The sequence below is a fragment of the Saccharopolyspora sp. NPDC000995 genome (assembly GCF_053599315.1).
Genome location: NZ_JBSFLZ010000058.1, coordinates 24617 through 38175 on the forward strand (window position 1 = coordinate 24617; position 13559 = coordinate 38175).

15 protein-coding genes are annotated in these 13559 nt (G+C 69.2%); 7 read left to right on the forward strand and 8 right to left on the reverse strand.

What is annotated here, in order from left to right; translation table 11 throughout:
* The first annotated feature begins 343 nt into the window (after positions 1-343).
* Entirely contained in the window at positions 344-565 is a 222-nt protein-coding gene (locus ACWDKQ_RS19755) for a hypothetical protein (RefSeq protein ID WP_450140196.1), read from the forward strand.
* Here ACWDKQ_RS19755 and lysX read toward each other — a convergent pair.
* Both lysX and ACWDKQ_RS19765 read right to left on the reverse strand, forming a co-directional pair.
* Positions 537-3791 (reverse strand): bifunctional lysylphosphatidylglycerol synthetase/lysine--tRNA ligase LysX, encoded by a 3255-nt coding sequence (lysX, locus tag ACWDKQ_RS19760; RefSeq protein ID WP_450140211.1) that lies wholly within the window; start codon positions 3789-3791, stop codon positions 537-539. The genes ACWDKQ_RS19755 and lysX overlap by 29 nt on opposite strands.
* Positions 3792-3961: 170 nt before the next feature.
* Positions 3962-4180, reverse strand: coding sequence for a hypothetical protein (locus ACWDKQ_RS19765; protein ID WP_450140197.1), 219 nt, complete (start codon positions 4178-4180; stop codon positions 3962-3964).
* A 120-nt stretch (positions 4181-4300) separates the two neighbouring features.
* Here ACWDKQ_RS19765 and ACWDKQ_RS19770 point away from each other — a divergent pair, with 120 nt between their 5' ends.
* Complete coding sequence (locus tag ACWDKQ_RS19770; protein WP_450140198.1) at positions 4301-4591, forward strand: hypothetical protein; 291 nt, start codon at positions 4301-4303, stop codon at positions 4589-4591.
* A 50-nt stretch (positions 4592-4641) separates the two neighbouring features.
* Here ACWDKQ_RS19770 and ACWDKQ_RS19775 read toward each other — a convergent pair whose 3' ends face one another.
* Together ACWDKQ_RS19775 and ACWDKQ_RS19780 are read right to left on the reverse strand one after the other, a co-directional pair.
* Positions 4642-4845, reverse strand: coding sequence for a hypothetical protein (locus ACWDKQ_RS19775; RefSeq protein WP_450140199.1), 204 nt, complete (start codon positions 4843-4845; stop codon positions 4642-4644).
* A gap of 128 nt (positions 4846-4973) precedes the next feature.
* Positions 4974-5792 (reverse strand): alpha/beta fold hydrolase, encoded by an 819-nt coding sequence (locus tag ACWDKQ_RS19780; protein WP_450140200.1) that lies wholly within the window; start codon positions 5790-5792, stop codon positions 4974-4976.
* 78 nt (positions 5793-5870) lie between these two features.
* Here ACWDKQ_RS19780 and ACWDKQ_RS19785 point away from each other — a divergent pair, with 78 nt between their 5' ends.
* Positions 5871-6410: a CGNR zinc finger domain-containing protein gene (locus tag ACWDKQ_RS19785; protein ID WP_450140201.1), complete on the forward strand. Its 540-nt coding sequence runs from the start codon at positions 5871-5873 to the stop codon at positions 6408-6410.
* Positions 6411-6465: 55 nt separating this feature from the next.
* On the opposite strand, the gene ACWDKQ_RS19790 is transcribed toward ACWDKQ_RS19785, so the two are convergent.
* The 3 genes from ACWDKQ_RS19790 to ACWDKQ_RS19800 form a co-directional block, all read right to left on the reverse strand.
* Positions 6466-8829: a xanthine dehydrogenase family protein molybdopterin-binding subunit gene (locus ACWDKQ_RS19790; RefSeq protein ID WP_450140202.1), complete on the reverse strand. Its 2364-nt coding sequence runs from the start codon at positions 8827-8829 to the stop codon at positions 6466-6468.
* A 401-nt stretch (positions 8830-9230) separates the two neighbouring features.
* Positions 9231-9686, reverse strand: a complete 456-nt coding sequence (locus tag ACWDKQ_RS19795) for a DUF4383 domain-containing protein (RefSeq protein WP_450140203.1) — start codon at positions 9684-9686, stop codon at positions 9231-9233.
* Positions 9687-10295: 609 nt separating this feature from the next.
* Positions 10296-10481 carry a hypothetical protein gene (locus tag ACWDKQ_RS19800; RefSeq protein WP_450140204.1) on the reverse strand — a complete coding sequence of 62 codons (186 nt, stop codon included), beginning with the start codon at positions 10479-10481 and terminating at the stop codon, positions 10296-10298.
* A 152-nt stretch (positions 10482-10633) separates the two neighbouring features.
* Here ACWDKQ_RS19800 and ACWDKQ_RS19805 point away from each other — a divergent pair, with 152 nt between their 5' ends.
* Positions 10634-11128 carry a GNAT family N-acetyltransferase gene (locus ACWDKQ_RS19805; protein ID WP_450140212.1) on the forward strand — a complete coding sequence of 165 codons (495 nt, stop codon included), beginning with the start codon at positions 10634-10636 and terminating at the stop codon, positions 11126-11128.
* On the opposite strand, the gene ACWDKQ_RS19810 is transcribed toward ACWDKQ_RS19805, so the two are convergent.
* Positions 11092-11403, reverse strand: a complete 312-nt coding sequence (locus tag ACWDKQ_RS19810; RefSeq protein ID WP_450140205.1) for a hypothetical protein — start codon at positions 11401-11403, stop codon at positions 11092-11094. The genes ACWDKQ_RS19805 and ACWDKQ_RS19810 overlap by 37 nt on opposite strands.
* A gap of 115 nt (positions 11404-11518) precedes the next feature.
* Between ACWDKQ_RS19810 and ACWDKQ_RS19815 the strand changes: the two genes are divergently transcribed.
* The 3 genes from ACWDKQ_RS19815 to ACWDKQ_RS19825 all read left to right on the forward strand — a co-directional run bounded on the left by ACWDKQ_RS19815 (position 11519) and on the right by ACWDKQ_RS19825 (position 13037).
* Entirely contained in the window at positions 11519-12145 is a 627-nt protein-coding gene (locus ACWDKQ_RS19815) for a GNAT family N-acetyltransferase (protein WP_450140206.1), read from the forward strand.
* Between the two features lie 101 nt (positions 12146-12246).
* Positions 12247-12489 carry a hypothetical protein gene (locus tag ACWDKQ_RS19820; RefSeq protein ID WP_450140207.1) on the forward strand — a complete coding sequence of 81 codons (243 nt, stop codon included), beginning with the start codon at positions 12247-12249 and terminating at the stop codon, positions 12487-12489.
* A 59-nt stretch (positions 12490-12548) separates the two neighbouring features.
* Positions 12549-13037 carry a SixA phosphatase family protein gene (locus ACWDKQ_RS19825; RefSeq protein WP_450140208.1) on the forward strand — a complete coding sequence of 163 codons (489 nt, stop codon included), beginning with the start codon at positions 12549-12551 and terminating at the stop codon, positions 13035-13037.
* The last annotated feature ends 522 nt before the right edge of the window (positions 13038-13559 follow it).

Consider the following 13559-nt stretch of genomic DNA (forward strand, 5'->3'; position numbering starts at 1 on the left):
CCCCGCGTGCAGGCACACAATTCCGCCTCGGCGGCCGCCTGAACGATCACCTCGACTGTTGGCAGGCTCGCTGATGGCCGAAGCGCAGCCTGCCTCCGGGGCTACACCCACTACATCCGTGTTTTTTGCTGGTCACCCTCCTCTGGGCCGGGGTCCGTGGCTTCGAGCTGAGGTCACGCGGCCGCGAGGGTGGCGAACACCGCTCGGCCTTGGTCGGTGATCCACCACAGCCAGTGCCGTCCCCGGCCGCGCCAGTCGCACTCGGCGAGGCCACCACGGCGCGCCACCGTGAGCGTGGTGTCGATGATCCCGCCCCGCCCTGGCCACAGGTGCAGCGTCTCGCGTGCGTGACGAGCCAGCGCCGCCGCGACCGCATCCGGCGTCGATCGCTGAGATCGGCACGCTGGTCCAGGGCCGTTCGGCAGGCTGGTCGTCGATCGCGCTGGCCGAGCTGGCCGAGCGGTTGGCCGAGCTGGTCGAGCAGCTGGCCGAGCAGCTGGCCGAGCTCGCGTGGCGGCACATGGTGCCGAAACGGCTTAGCGCCGAGCGGCGAGGTCCGCCCTGACCAGCGGGAACGCCAGGGTCTCGCGGATAGATCCGCCGGTGAGCAGCATGATCAGCCGATCCACGCCGAGCCCCAGCCCGCCGGTGGGCGGCATCGCGTGCTCCAGGGCCGCGAGGAAATCCTCGTCGAGCTCCATCGCCTCCGGGTCGCCGCCCGCGGCGCACATGGACTGCTCGGTGAGCCGGCGGCGCTGCTCGATCGGATCGACCAGCTCCGAGTAGCCCGTGCCCAGCTCGGTGCCGAACGCGACCAGGTCCCAGCGCTCCGCCAGGCGCGGATCGGTCCGGTGCGGCCTGGTGAGCGGCGAGACCTCGGCCGGGAAGTCGGTGTAGAACGTGGGCTCGGTGGTGCGGGCTTCCACCAGCCGCTCGTACATCTCCAGCAGCACCGCGCCGCGCACCCAGCTCTCCTGGTATGGCACCGACGCCGCATCGCACAGCTTCTGGAGGCGGGGCAGCTCGGTGTCGGCGGTGACTTCCTCGCCCAGCGCCGCCGACACCGCCTCGTTGACCGACACGACCGGCCAGTCACCACCGAGGTCGAACTGGCCGTCCGGGCCGACGGCCGTGGGCGTGCCGCGCGCGGCGGTCGCAGCGGCCAGCACCAGCTGCCGGCACAGCTCGCGCATCGTCGTGTAGTCGCCGTAGGCCTGGTAGGCCTCCAGCATCGTGAACTCGGGATTGTGCTTGTGCGAAACGCCTTCGTTGCGGAAGTTCCGGCCGATCTCGAACAGCCGCTCCACGCCGCCCACGCACAGCCGCTTGAGGTACAGCTCCGGGGCGATCCGCAGGTACAGCTGCATGTCGTAGGCGTTGCTGTGGGTGGTGAACGGCCGCGCGTTGGCCCCGCCGTGTACCGGCTGCAGCATCGGCGTCTCGACTTCGAGGAACTCCGACCGAACCAGCGTTTCCCGCAGCGCGTGCACCGCCGCGCCGCGGGCCCGCAGGGTGTCGCGGGCTTCGGGGCGCATGATCAGGTCCACGTGGCGTTGCCGCACCCGGGCTTCGGGATCGAGCAGGCCCCGGTGCTTGTCCGGCAGCGGGTGCAGGCACTTCGCCGCCAACTGCCAGTCGCTCGCCAGCACCGATACCTCGCCGCGCCGCGACGTGACCACTTCGCCGGTCACCGACACCTGGTCGCCGATGTCGACCCGCTGCCGCCAGGCCTGCTGCAGCTCGGTCCCGGATTCCTTGGTGGTGAGCATTACCTGCAGGTCGCCGGAGAAGTCCCGCAGCGTCGCGAAGCAGACCCCGCCGTGGTCGCGCAGCAGCACCACGCGCCCGGCCACCGAGGTGTGCTCGCCGGTCCTGGCGTCGGCCGGGAGGTCCCGGTAGTTCACGGCGACGATCCGGCAGCGTTCCGTGCGCGGCACCGCGACCGGGTAGGGATCGATGCCGTTGGCCCGCAAGGCGTCCAGCTTGTCCTGCCGCACCTGCTGCTGCTCCGATCCGACGCGCCGCGGCACCTCGGATTCCGCTTCCACCTCCGGGAGTTCCACCTCCTCGTCCAATGTGGACCTCCGGCGCGGCGTGGGCAGGAAGCCCTCCGCGACCGCCGAGGCGATGCCGACCCTCGCGAGGTCGCGCCGCTCGGCGAACGCCACGTAACGCGGGAACCAGTGCGGCAGGTACTTGACGTTCGACCGGTACAGCGACTCCAGCTGCCACCACCGGGAGAAGAACAGCAGGAGGCCTCGCCAGGCCCGCAGCACCGGACCGGCACCGATCCGCGCGCCTTCCTCGAACGCGGCGCGGAACATCGCGAAGTTCAGCGAGATCCGCTCCACCCCGAGCCGCGGCGCGGCCTGAGCCAGCGCGCTGACCATAAACTCGACGACGCCGTTGTCCGAGTTGCGGTCGCGGCGCATGACGTCCAGCGACAGCCCGTTGTGGCCCCACGGAACCAGCGAAAGCAGCGCCACTGGCTCGCCGCGGTCGGTCTGCGCATCGACCAGCACGCAGTCACCGTCCTGCGGATCGCCGAGCCGGCCGAGCGCCATCGAGAAGCCGCGCTCGCTCTCGGTGTCGCGCCAGGCTTCGGCAAGCCGCGCGATCTCGGCCATCTCCGCCTCTGGCACCTCCCGGTGCCGCCGGATGCGCGCGGTGTGCCCGGCGCGCTGAACCCGGTTCACCGCCTGCCGCACCGGGCGCATGTCCCGGCCGTCCAGGCCGAACTCCGCGACGTAGAGCACCGCTTCGTCGCCGAGCTGAAGGATCTTCATCCCCGCGCGCGAGTACGCCGTCGCACCGGGTTCGCTGACGCCCATCACCGCCGGCGTCCAGGTGTACTCCCGGCACATCGCCAGCCACTTGTCGATCGCCGGCCGCCAAGCCTCCTGGTCGCCGAGCGGGTCACCGCTGGCCAGGCAGACCCCGGCTACCACCCGGTAGGTGATGGCGGCCTTGCCGCTGTCGGAGAACAGCACCGCCTTGTCGCGGCGGGTGGCGAAGTAGCCCAGCGAATCGCGTTCGCCGTGCTCGGCGAGCAGCCGCCGAACCTGATGTTCCTCGTTGGGACTCAAGGCGGCGGCGAGCCGTTGAGCGCGCAGCAGCAGGAACAGCGCGACGAACAGGGCAGCCGCGCCGAACAGACCGAGGACGAAGTTGACCCAGCCGGGCGCGTGCCCGACCCCGGTGATGTTGAAGTCGATCGCGCCGCCGAGTACCCGTTCGAGGGTCCAGGTCAACCGTTCCTGCGCGCCTCGCAGGGAACCCGGGAACAACGAGACCAGGCCGTAGCCAAGCCCCACGAACGCGGCGATGAGCAGTACGAACACCACCGCCGCCTGGTAGCCGCTGCCGCGTTTCGCGCGGCCGTAGAACTCGCCGCGCGCCAGCCACAGCGGCACGAACGCCAGCGCCGAGACGATGATGTTGGTGCCGAAGACCCACTCGTGGGCGATCGGCACGTGGTAGCGGGCGCCCAGCTCCTCCATCCACAGCGCCTGGATTCGGTCGCCCAGCACCACGAGCATCACGACGTCGCCGAGCACCTGCAGCGCCAGGATGCCGATCAGGATCCACAGCGCCAGCCACTTCCTGCGTTTCAGCGCGGCCGCCAGCACCGCTAGGAATGCCCCGTAAGCGAGGTTCGGCGGAGCCGGGAACAGGACGTTGTCGACGAACCTGCGCACCGGCTGCATGTTCCCGAACAGCGCGAGGCCCACCGCCGAGGCCACGCACAGCAGCGCCACGACGAGCACCGTGCTGGCGGTGATGCTCGGCATCCGGCTGCGCCACCGGCGCCGCGCGGTCTCCTCCTGCTGGGCCACTGCGTTCCTCCCCGGCCGTGGATCGGCGGTGAGGTCGTCGGGGTCGGCTCACCGCATTCGCGCCGCCACCAATCTACGACCGGTCGGGGGCTCCGCGCCGCCACCCCGACCGCACATCACGCGATTTATTTGATCTTGATACCCAATTCGGCGATGTCCGCCCACAGAGGACCAATCGGCCGATTGGGATCCCGCAGTAAACTTCCGGCATCCGCCAGCAGGCTCGTCAGCCGCTCGTGCCGGTTCGCGCCGCCGTGCGCCAGCACCACGCCGGATCCGGTCGTGGCGGAGGCGTACGGCGGGCCCGGAGCGTTGTTGGCGTCGAAGACGTCCCGGCGGGCCACCAACGGCAGCGAGCCCTGTCGTCGAGGTACTCCCGAACCTCTTTCGCCTCACCAGGCTCAGCAGCACCACCGGCAACCTCGAGCCGGGGGAATGTAGGCGAAAAGGACGCGGTCGCCACCGTGGTCGAAATCAGCCACATCGGCACCGATCTGAAGCACAACTCCCAACGCCGGGCCGTACGGTTTCGAGCGACCCTCAACCAGTCCGGACAATCCGAACAACACCGCCACCGGCACAGCACCCACGAGCACGTGCCGCAGCTCGATCGGAGCATCGCCCGCGAGTCCGGCGAACACGGCCAAGACCCCAGCAGCCCGGTCCGGACCACCGAACCGGCACCGACCGGTTCCGATGCGCGGAAGCACCGGCAGTCCACCCGGATGCCGCGCCACAGCAGCCAACACCGTTGAACGCTCCGCCGGATCGGCGGACGAGGTAGCAGCGACACATGTCCACTCTGCTACAGGAACCCCGCGAAGCGGCTCGCCGTCTTACCCCCCATGACCGCCGCTGTCCTGGGCGCTCGTATCGGCCCGCCATCCAGCCAGTTGCCAATCGAAGCGTCATCGTTGCCGCTGGTACTGCCGGATTCGGTGTCGGTGGCGGTGCGGCCTTCTTCGTCCCCTCCGAAGGCGCCACTGCCCGGGGCCTGGATGACGCTCACGACCGCCACATGGACATCGGTGATCGTTGTCGCCGTTGTTATTCTCCTCGCAAAAAGAGTTTGGAAAACGCTCATTGAAATCGCGGCCGGGACCGGTACGGGGGAGCCGCCCGGGCACGGCATCTCGGTTAGCTGCCGAGGAAGTCGTTGATCAGCGTTGCGAGGGCCGCCGGGTTGTCTTCCTGGACCAGGTGCCCGGCCCCGGCGATCCAGTTCAGGTCGGCGTGCGGGAACCGATGCGCCAGGTTCTTCGCGCGGTCCGGCGGTAGCCAGGTGTCGTGGTCACCCCAGGCGAGCACAACCGGGCAGTCGACTTCCGCGTAGCGGTCCTCCACCTCGCGGGTGAAGCGTTCGTCGGCCTGGTGGATCTGGCGGTAGAACGCCGGTTGGCCGGCCTCGCCGAGCCAAGGTGCGGCCAGCGCGTCGAGCACCTCGCCGCGCAGTTCGCGGTGCGCCGCCGTCGCGATGTAGGCGCGGACCAGCGCCTCGTGCAGGTTCGGCGGCAATTCCGCGAAGACCTCGGAATTCTGCTGCACCAGGCGGAAGAAGTCCGATCCCCACGGGCGCACGCTGACCGCGTCGACCAGCGCCAGCCGTCCATATCGGACACCGTCCAGCAACGTCGATCGCAGCGCCACCGCTGCGCCGAAGTCGTGGGCGACCACCGAGGGAGCGCGCAGGCCCCAGTGCCGCAGCAGGCCGGTGAACACCTCCTGCTGGGCCGCCAGCGAGACGTCCTGGCCGTCGCGCTTCTCCGACCGTCCGTAGCCCGGCATGTCCCAGACGAACACGTGGTGCCGGGCGCTGAGCACACCGGCGACGTCGCGCCAGACGTACGACGAGAACGGTGTCCCGTGCAGCAGCACCACCGGGTCGCCCTGCCCCAGGCTCGCCCAGCGCACCGTCCCGTGCGGCGACTCGTACTGCTCCGGCAGCTCCCAGCCCATGCCGAACCTCCCGTTACCGTCTAATCAGCTTAGATAGTAACGTTACCAGCTGAGGAGCAATGCCGGTAATCTGAATTCGTGGCATACGACCGACCGGCCGCGCCGGGCGAGTTGGAAGCAGTCGAGGCGTTCGGCAATTCCGCACGTTTCCTGCACGACGAGGACGCCTTCGCCGACCTGGCGAACACCCGGGACTGGTTGCGCACGCGCGAATGGCACGACCTGGCCAACGAACTGGACGATTCCGCACACCGAGAACTGGTGCGCGCCCGCGAGGCGATCCGCGCGCACCTCGCCGGAGCCGACTCAGCGGCGCTGAACGACTACGCGCGCCGTCTCCTGCGTCCGCCGCAGTGGCAGGACGGCCAGGTGATCCTCCCGACGGCGCACGCCACCGCGGCCGAGCGGCTGATCGGCCGGCTGATCGCGACCCTGGTCATCGACGGGCTGACCGGCAAGCCCAGCCGGCTCAAGGTCTGCCGCGCCGAAGACTGCCGCTGGCTCTACTACGACCGCTCCCCCGGCAATAACAGCATCTGGTGCAGCATGGACATCTGCGGAGCACGCCACAAGATGCGTACCTACCGAACGCGCCGAACCCGTTCGGGTAATGAGTGAGGGGCACCCTCGACCGCTCGGTCAGGAATGCCCCTCACCTCGAAACAAGACGGGATCAGGCCACGGCTTCCTCCGCATCGTCCGGGGCATCCTCAGGACGCACCGGCAGCGCGTCGAAGGCAGCCGGCGGCTCCTGCCAGTGCGTCTCCGACCCGCCGGCCTGGATCGCCTTCCACACCCGTTCCGGAGTGGTCGGCATGTCGACGTGCCGCACCCCGAGGTGCTTGAGCGCGTCCACCACCGCGTTCTGCACCGCAGGCGTGGAGCCGACGGTGGCGGACTCGCCAATTCCCTTGGCACCCAACGGGTTGTGCGGGCTCGGCGTCTCGGTGTTCGAAGCCTCGAAGGACGGTAGGTCCGCCGCCGACGGGATCGCGTAGTCAGCGAGGGTGCCGGTCTCCGGGTTGCCCTCGGCGTCGAAGGTCACCTGCTCCCACAGCGCCTGCGCAATGCCCTGGGCCGCGCCGCCGTGCTGCTGGCCGCGCACGATCATCGGATTGAGCACCCGCCCGCAGTCGTCCACCGCGATGTGCCGCAGCGGCCGGACGAACCCGGTCTCCACGTCCACCTCGACCACCGACACGTGCGCGCCGAAGGGAAACGTCGCCCCTGCGGGCTCGAAGTCGATGTTCGCGGCCAGCCGACCGCCGTCCTCGCCGGCGACGCGGGCGAGCTCCGCCCAGGCGATCGTCGCGCTCGGTACCCCGGCCACGCCGAGCTCGCCGCCGTCGGTCAGCTGGATGTCGTCGACGGATGCCTCCAGCCGGGACGCGGCCAGCTCCTTGGCCTTCCGCAGCACCGCCTGGCCGGCCTCCTGCACGGCGCTGCCGGCGATCTGCAGCGACCGGGACCCGCTCGTCCCGCCGCCGCGCGGCACCTCCGCCGTGTCGGACTGCACGAACTCGATCGACTCCATCGCAATGCCCAGCGTGTCGGAGACGATCATCGCGAACGAGGTGGCGTGCCCCTGGCCGTGCGCGGACGTGCCGACCTTGATCCGGGCGCCGTTCTCGTGCACTTCGACTTCGGCGTAGTCCCCCGCACCACCGCCGGTGATCTCCACGTAGGCGCTCACCCCGATGCCCAGCAGCACCTTCTCACCGGCATTGATGCGACGCGCCTGCTCGGCACGCAGCGCGTCGTAGTCGGCCAGCCGGAGCGCCTCGTCGAAGGGCAGCGCGTAGTCTCCGCTGTCGTAATTGGCGCCGACCACCGTCTTGTACGGGAAGGCCTCCGGAACGAGAAAGTTCTTGCGCCGCAACGCGATCGGATCCATCTCAAGCTCAGCGGCGGCCAGGTCCATCAGCCGCTCCAGCATCGCCGCTGCCTCCGGCCGCCCCGCGCCGCGGAACGCGCCGGTCGGCGTGGTGTTGGTGATCGCGGCAAGCGCGTCGTAGCTGATCTTCGGAATCTGGTAGACGCCCTGTGACATCATGCGCGTCGAGCTCAAGGCCAGCGCGCCGCCCCAGCCCGCGTAAGCGCCGGAATCCCCGATAACGCGGCAGCGCAGGCCGACGATGGTGCCGTCGCGCTTGAGCCCCAGCTCCGCGTACTGCACCTGCGCGCGGCCGTGCGGCATCGCCTGCATGTTCTCCGAGCGCGTCTCGATCCACCGGACTGGGCGTCCCAGGCGCTTGGCCGCCGCGATCGCGACCGCGTGCTCCGAGATCACCCCGGCCTTTCCGCCGAACCCGCCGCCGACGTGCGGGGAGATCACCCGCACCCGCTCCGGCTGCCAATCAAAGGCCTTGGCCACCCCGTCGCGCAGGCCGTGCGGCATCTGCGTCGAGACGTACACCGTGACCTCGTATTCATCGTCCGGGCCGCCCGGCTGCACCGCGATCGCATTGCCCTCCAGCGGAACCACCGCGACACGCTGGTTCTCGATGCGGGCCCGCACCACGACGTCCGCCTCGGCCAGCACGTCCGCCCCGGCCGAGTCGCGGTACCCACCTGCCACGTTCGACCCCAGCTCCGGGAACTGCTGCTCCGCCTCGGGATCCAAGGCCTGTTCCGGGTCCGCGACGACGGGCAACGGGTCGTAGTCGACGTCGACCAGCTCGATCGCGTCGGCGACCGCAGCGGCGCTCTCGCCGACGACCACCGCGACCGCCTCGCCGACGAACCGTACCCGGTCGGTGGCCAGCGGGGGTCGCTTGACGTTCGGGTTGAGGTCGACGAACGGCGGTGGGATCGGCACGTCCAGGTCAGCCGCGGAGAATGCGGCGACGATGCCCGGCGCGGCGGCGGCTTCTGCGACGTCGATGCTGCCGATCTGCGCGTGCGCGACCGGCGAGCGGACGAACCCGAGGTGCAGTATGCCCTCCAGTTCGAGGTTGCCGACGTAGGTGCCCCGACCGCGAAGCAGTTCCGGGTCTTCGACCCGTTGGACCTCGGTCCCCAGCAATGAACCCACCATGTTCGAAACCCTATCCGCCTAGCCGCCGACAAGCATCGAAAAAACCGGTTGTGGACGGAGAACAACAACGAACATCCGGCCGCTTCCGAACCCGACCACTCCGGCCAGGCGGACGTGCGGCCCGAGCATCCCTGAGTTGCCTAAGTCAACCCCGGTTTTCGTTGATCTCGGTGGTGGCTTGGTGTGTGGCGGGGTCGTACGCGCTGTGGAGGCTGTTCGGGAAGCGGTGGTGCGGCGGCTCTTCAACCGGACGCTTCCGGACGATGCGGCGGAAAGCAGCGGTTCGACTACCTTCGGCACCTGCTCGATCGCCGGAATGCCCTGCCCGGCGAGGAAACGTGACAGTGCCCGCAACATCCGGTCGCCGGATCAAAGACCGTGGGTGCACGCCCGGCTCCATCTCAGTTCCTGGCGACCAGGCGGCGACGTGGCCGGGCCGGGCGGGGCGTCGACTCCACTCCGCACAGGATGATGAATCCCAGCACGGCCAGCCCCGCGTGCAGGAAGTTCTCGGCGGGGTGCAGCAGGAACGGCGTTCGCCCTTCGCCCGCAGTGCTTTCCGCAGTGCCGTAGACGAACAGCAACACGCCGCCGACCATCTGCAGCGCGGCGAACAGCGCCACCCCACGCCGCCACGGAGCGGCGACCAGCGCCAGCACGCCGACGATCAGCAGCAGGACGCTGTGCACCGTGTTGAGTTGGAAGACCACCAGCACCGGAACGTCCCCGGACGCCCGCCAACCGGCATTCGCCAGCCCCAGCAAACCGAGCAGGACCAGCACCAATCCCTCCGCACCGAGCAGCAGCTGCCAACGCGTCTCCGGGCGCCGCCAGCGCGAGGCCCAACGCGAATCCATCGACCACCTCCGGCCAGCTCTCCGCTACCGAATGCCCGTTGTGTACCGATCGAAACCTGCCCCGGGCCCGTTGATCCCGCTTGATTGGGGCTGCGCTTTCCACGGACCAAGCGGCTGCTTCACGAATGTGAAAAGCCCAGTTCTCCGCGCGGCCCGGAACTGCGCGGGATCGATCGCCGGGATGAGCGGGGGCCATGCGGATGGCGCACTCCAGGCGGATGGGCGCCCTCCAGGCGGATCGTCTCGCCGTTGAAGTACGGGTTCTCCGCGATGTGGCGGGCCAGCGCACCGAACCCGGCCGGTCGTCGAGGCGCTTCGAGTTGGGCACCGAATCCTCCGGCGACTTGCGCGCGGGCTCGCGCAGCCGGCCCAGCAGCGGGGTTTCCATGATGCCGGGCGCGACGGTGCACACCCGGATCGCCTTGCTCGCCAGGTCGCGCGGCCGAGCACAGCGTCATGCCGGCGATGGCCGCCTTCGAAGCGGCGTAGGCGATCTGCCCGATCTGCCCCCTCGAACGCCGCCACCGAAGCGGTCAGGACGATCGCGCGGCGCTCGCATCGTGTTTGGCCATCCGAGCGGCACCCAGCCGCAGCACGTTGTAGGAGCGATCAGGTTAAGCTGGTTGACCTTCTCCAACGGCTCCAACGCCCTGGCTGGCCCTCCTTCTCCACCACCGGATCCGCGCCCCGGCCCCGACGCGGTGCACCAGCGCGCAGCGGCCCGACCTCGTCGGCGGCGTCCAAGGCGGCGACGAACTGCTGCTCGTTCGTGATGTCGGCGGCCACGAACTGCACGCTGTCGCCGAGTTCCTCCGCGACCTCGGGCAGATCCTTTCCCCACCTGGCGCGTTCGGCTCATTGAACGCGCGCCCGTCGACGCAGGTCAAAGTCCGGTTCGCGAACGAAGTCGAAGGCCTGGCCTGTATTCGGTGGACAGGCCGATGAGAATGCAATGCGTGAACCAGCACTGGACTGTCGAACCGGCTGGCGTGGGCGAACCCGTCGTCGTCGGGCTGCTGCGCGAGTACACCGACGAGATAGCCAGCAGGTACTACGCCCGCCCGGCCACCGAGGCCGAGGTCGACGAGGCGATCGCGGAAGACCCCAACGACGGCCTGCACCCGCCGGAGGGCGTGTTCCTGCTGGCCCGCAACGGGATTGAGCCGTTCGGCTGCGTCGGTATCCGCCCGCTCGAACCCGGCATCGCCGAGCTCAAGCGGATGTACGTCCGGCCGCAGGCCCGCGGCCTCGGCGTCGCCGCCCGGCTGCTGACCGCCGTCGAGCAGCACGCGCAGGACCTCGGGTTCCAGGCGATCCGCCTGGACACCCGCGACGATCTCGTGGAGGCGCGCAACCTCTACGCCAAGTACGGTTTCCGAGAAATCCCGGCGTACAACAACGGCCCTTACGCCGAGCACTGGTTCGAGAAGAAGCTGCCATGAACGGGAAACTCGAGCGCCTGACGGTTGCGGACGCTGGCGAAGTGCCGACGCTGCGACGCACGGCTTACGTGATCGAAGAGCAGGCTCACGACGACGTCCAGATGCCGCCGCTGGCGGAAACCCTCGACGACGTGCGCGCAGACCTCGCCCGGCCGTCTGGCCTCGCCCGAGGCTTCCGCGAGGCGGGGCGGCTGGTCGAGTCGGTTCGCGTGGAGCTCGACGGGGCGACGGCGGCGCTGGGCCGGCTGATGGTCGCTCCCGACCGGCAGGGCCACGGCCCTCGGCACGGGCCTGCTGCTGCACGTCGAGCTGAATCTTCCCCGTCAGGTAGCGGCGATCGAGCTTTTCACCGGCGAGCACAGCACCGCGAACCTGCGGCTCTACCGGCGCATGGGCTACGAGGAGACGCACCAAACCCCGGCGGGGACCTACGAGTTGATCCACTTCCGCAAGCACCGCGGTGAGCCGGGCGATTCGTCGAAAGGCGGCGGCATGGGTGGCATCAGACCGCAAGTGATCCCGACCGAACGGCTCGGACTTGTGCCGCTGCGCATCGACCACGCGGAGGAGATGCCGAACGCGCTGGCCGACCCGGCGCTTTACGACTTCATCGGTGGTGCGCCGCTGACGCCGCAGGAACTGCGGTCCCGCTACCAGCGGATGCTCGCCGGCTCACCGGATCCCGAGGTGTCCTGGTGCAACTGGGTGATCCAGGTGCGCGACGAGCCGCGCCTCGTCGGCACGGTCCAGGCGACGATCGGCCCCGGCTACCCGGGACCGGTCGCCGAGATCGCCTGGATCGTGGGAACCGACTGGCAACGCCAAGGCATCGCCAAGGAAGCGGCGCGAGGCCTGGTCGACTGGCTCCGCCGAAAGCCGGTGCGCGCGGTGCTCGCCCACATCCACCCCGACCACCGAGCATCCGCGGCGGTGGCAAGGGCGACCGGTCTGGAACCAACGGGCCAATGGCACGACGGAGAACTGACCTGGCGCCTGATGCTCAACCACGACGCATGAATCTCCATCCTCTTACCGGGAAACTGCCCAATGGCACGAGTTCTTCAATTCCCGTTTCCTGTCGACAGCCGCATGCCCTACTGCCTGCTCCAGGTCCGGAGGTGGCGTTGGAACAGGCGGCGGGCGGGCGATTCGTGGTACTCGACGACCAGCCTGTCGAGGCAAACGGGGAGCACCTCCTCAACGTGATGGGCACGGCACGCGCACTGGTCGATCGCATAACCGATTCCCACTCCTCCACCCCGTTCACGGTCGCCATCGACGCCGGTTTGGGGCGGAATCAGCGGCGCGCTGAGCTCCCGGCGACTCAATGCACCGGACTCCGCGATGCGCAAGCGCGATGATGGGCCCGGACCGGTTACGGTGGGACCAATAGTCGCGGCGAGCAGGTGGGCGGCACGACATGACCGATGCGCAGCGGAAACTGGTGCTGATCCGGCACGCGAAGTCGTCCTGGCCGGACGACGCCGACGACTTCGACCGGCCGCTGGCCGAGCGGGGCCGCCGCGACGCACCCGCGGTCGGCCGGTGGCTGCGCAAGCACGCCGCGGCGATCGAGCTCGTGCTGTGCTCCCCTGCGGTGCGCGCCCGGCGGACCTGGGAGCTGGCTGCTCCGGAGATCCCGGCCGAACCGGCGCTCAAGTTCGACGACCGGATCTATGCGGCCTCGGCCCGCGAACTCCTGGCGGTCATCCGCGAGATTCCGCCCGCGGTCATGACGGCGGTCGTGGTCGGCCACAACCCAGGCTTGGAAGACCTGACCGAACTCCTCACGGGCGAACCGGCGGAGCTGAAAACAGCGGCGATCGCGCTCCTCTCCAGCCCTGCGGAGTGGTCCGAGGTAGCCGAATCCTGGGCAACCGACGCGGCTTACGCCAAACTCCGCGGCTAGAGGCTGTTTGGGAACTCGTTATGCCTGGAAGGTCCCGATGGCAGCCCCGGCGGGAGTGCTGCGGTTCGGCTCGCCAACCGGTGTGGAGCCAACGGTGTGGAGCGAACGGACTGTTCGCCTCGATAGGAGCCTGTTGCAAATTTATGCCCACCACGGACCGTGATCGATCGATCACGGCCGAGATGGCCACTGGCGGACGAACGGCCGCGATCAAGACTTATTTGGTACTTCGGTTCAGCCGTTTTCGCCGAAACCGCAACAGGCTCAAGGGTGGTACGAACGGGTCCGCTCGCTTCAACCAGCAGATTCCAAAGCAGCCTCCAGGCCCCGATCTCAGGCGACGAGTTGAAAGCAGGTGTGCTGTTCGGTTGCGGTCGTGGTCCGGTGACGGGCAGGGTGCAGCGGCAGCACGAACGCGTCATAACCGCAATGCCGCTTAGCTTATTTTGATCATGCTGTGCGGGCGAGTTGGAGGGTGGGTGGGCCCTCGTAGCGGGTTGCGGTGTCGGCGGGTTTCTTGAC

Excerpts from the sequence above, each read along its gene's own strand:
- lysX (WP_450140211.1), bottom strand. The coding sequence starts at position 3,791 with ATGCCGAGCATCACCGCCAGCACGGTGCTCGTCGTGGCGCTGCTGTGC.
- ACWDKQ_RS19780 (WP_450140200.1), bottom strand. The coding sequence starts at position 5,792 with ATGGGCTGGGAGCTGCCGGAGCAGTACGAGTCGCCGCACGGGACGGTG.
- ACWDKQ_RS19790 (WP_450140202.1), bottom strand. The coding sequence starts at position 8,829 with ATGGTGGGTTCATTGCTGGGGACCGAGGTCCAACGGGTCGAAGACCCG.
- ACWDKQ_RS19795 (WP_450140203.1), bottom strand. The coding sequence starts at position 9,686 with ATGGATTCGCGTTGGGCCTCGCGCTGGCGGCGCCCGGAGACGCGTTGG.
- ACWDKQ_RS19805 (WP_450140212.1), top strand. The coding sequence starts at position 10,634 with ATGCAATGCGTGAACCAGCACTGGACTGTCGAACCGGCTGGCGTGGGC.
- ACWDKQ_RS19815 (WP_450140206.1), top strand. The coding sequence starts at position 11,519 with ATGGGCTACGAGGAGACGCACCAAACCCCGGCGGGGACCTACGAGTTG.
- ACWDKQ_RS19825 (WP_450140208.1), top strand. The coding sequence starts at position 12,549 with ATGACCGATGCGCAGCGGAAACTGGTGCTGATCCGGCACGCGAAGTCG.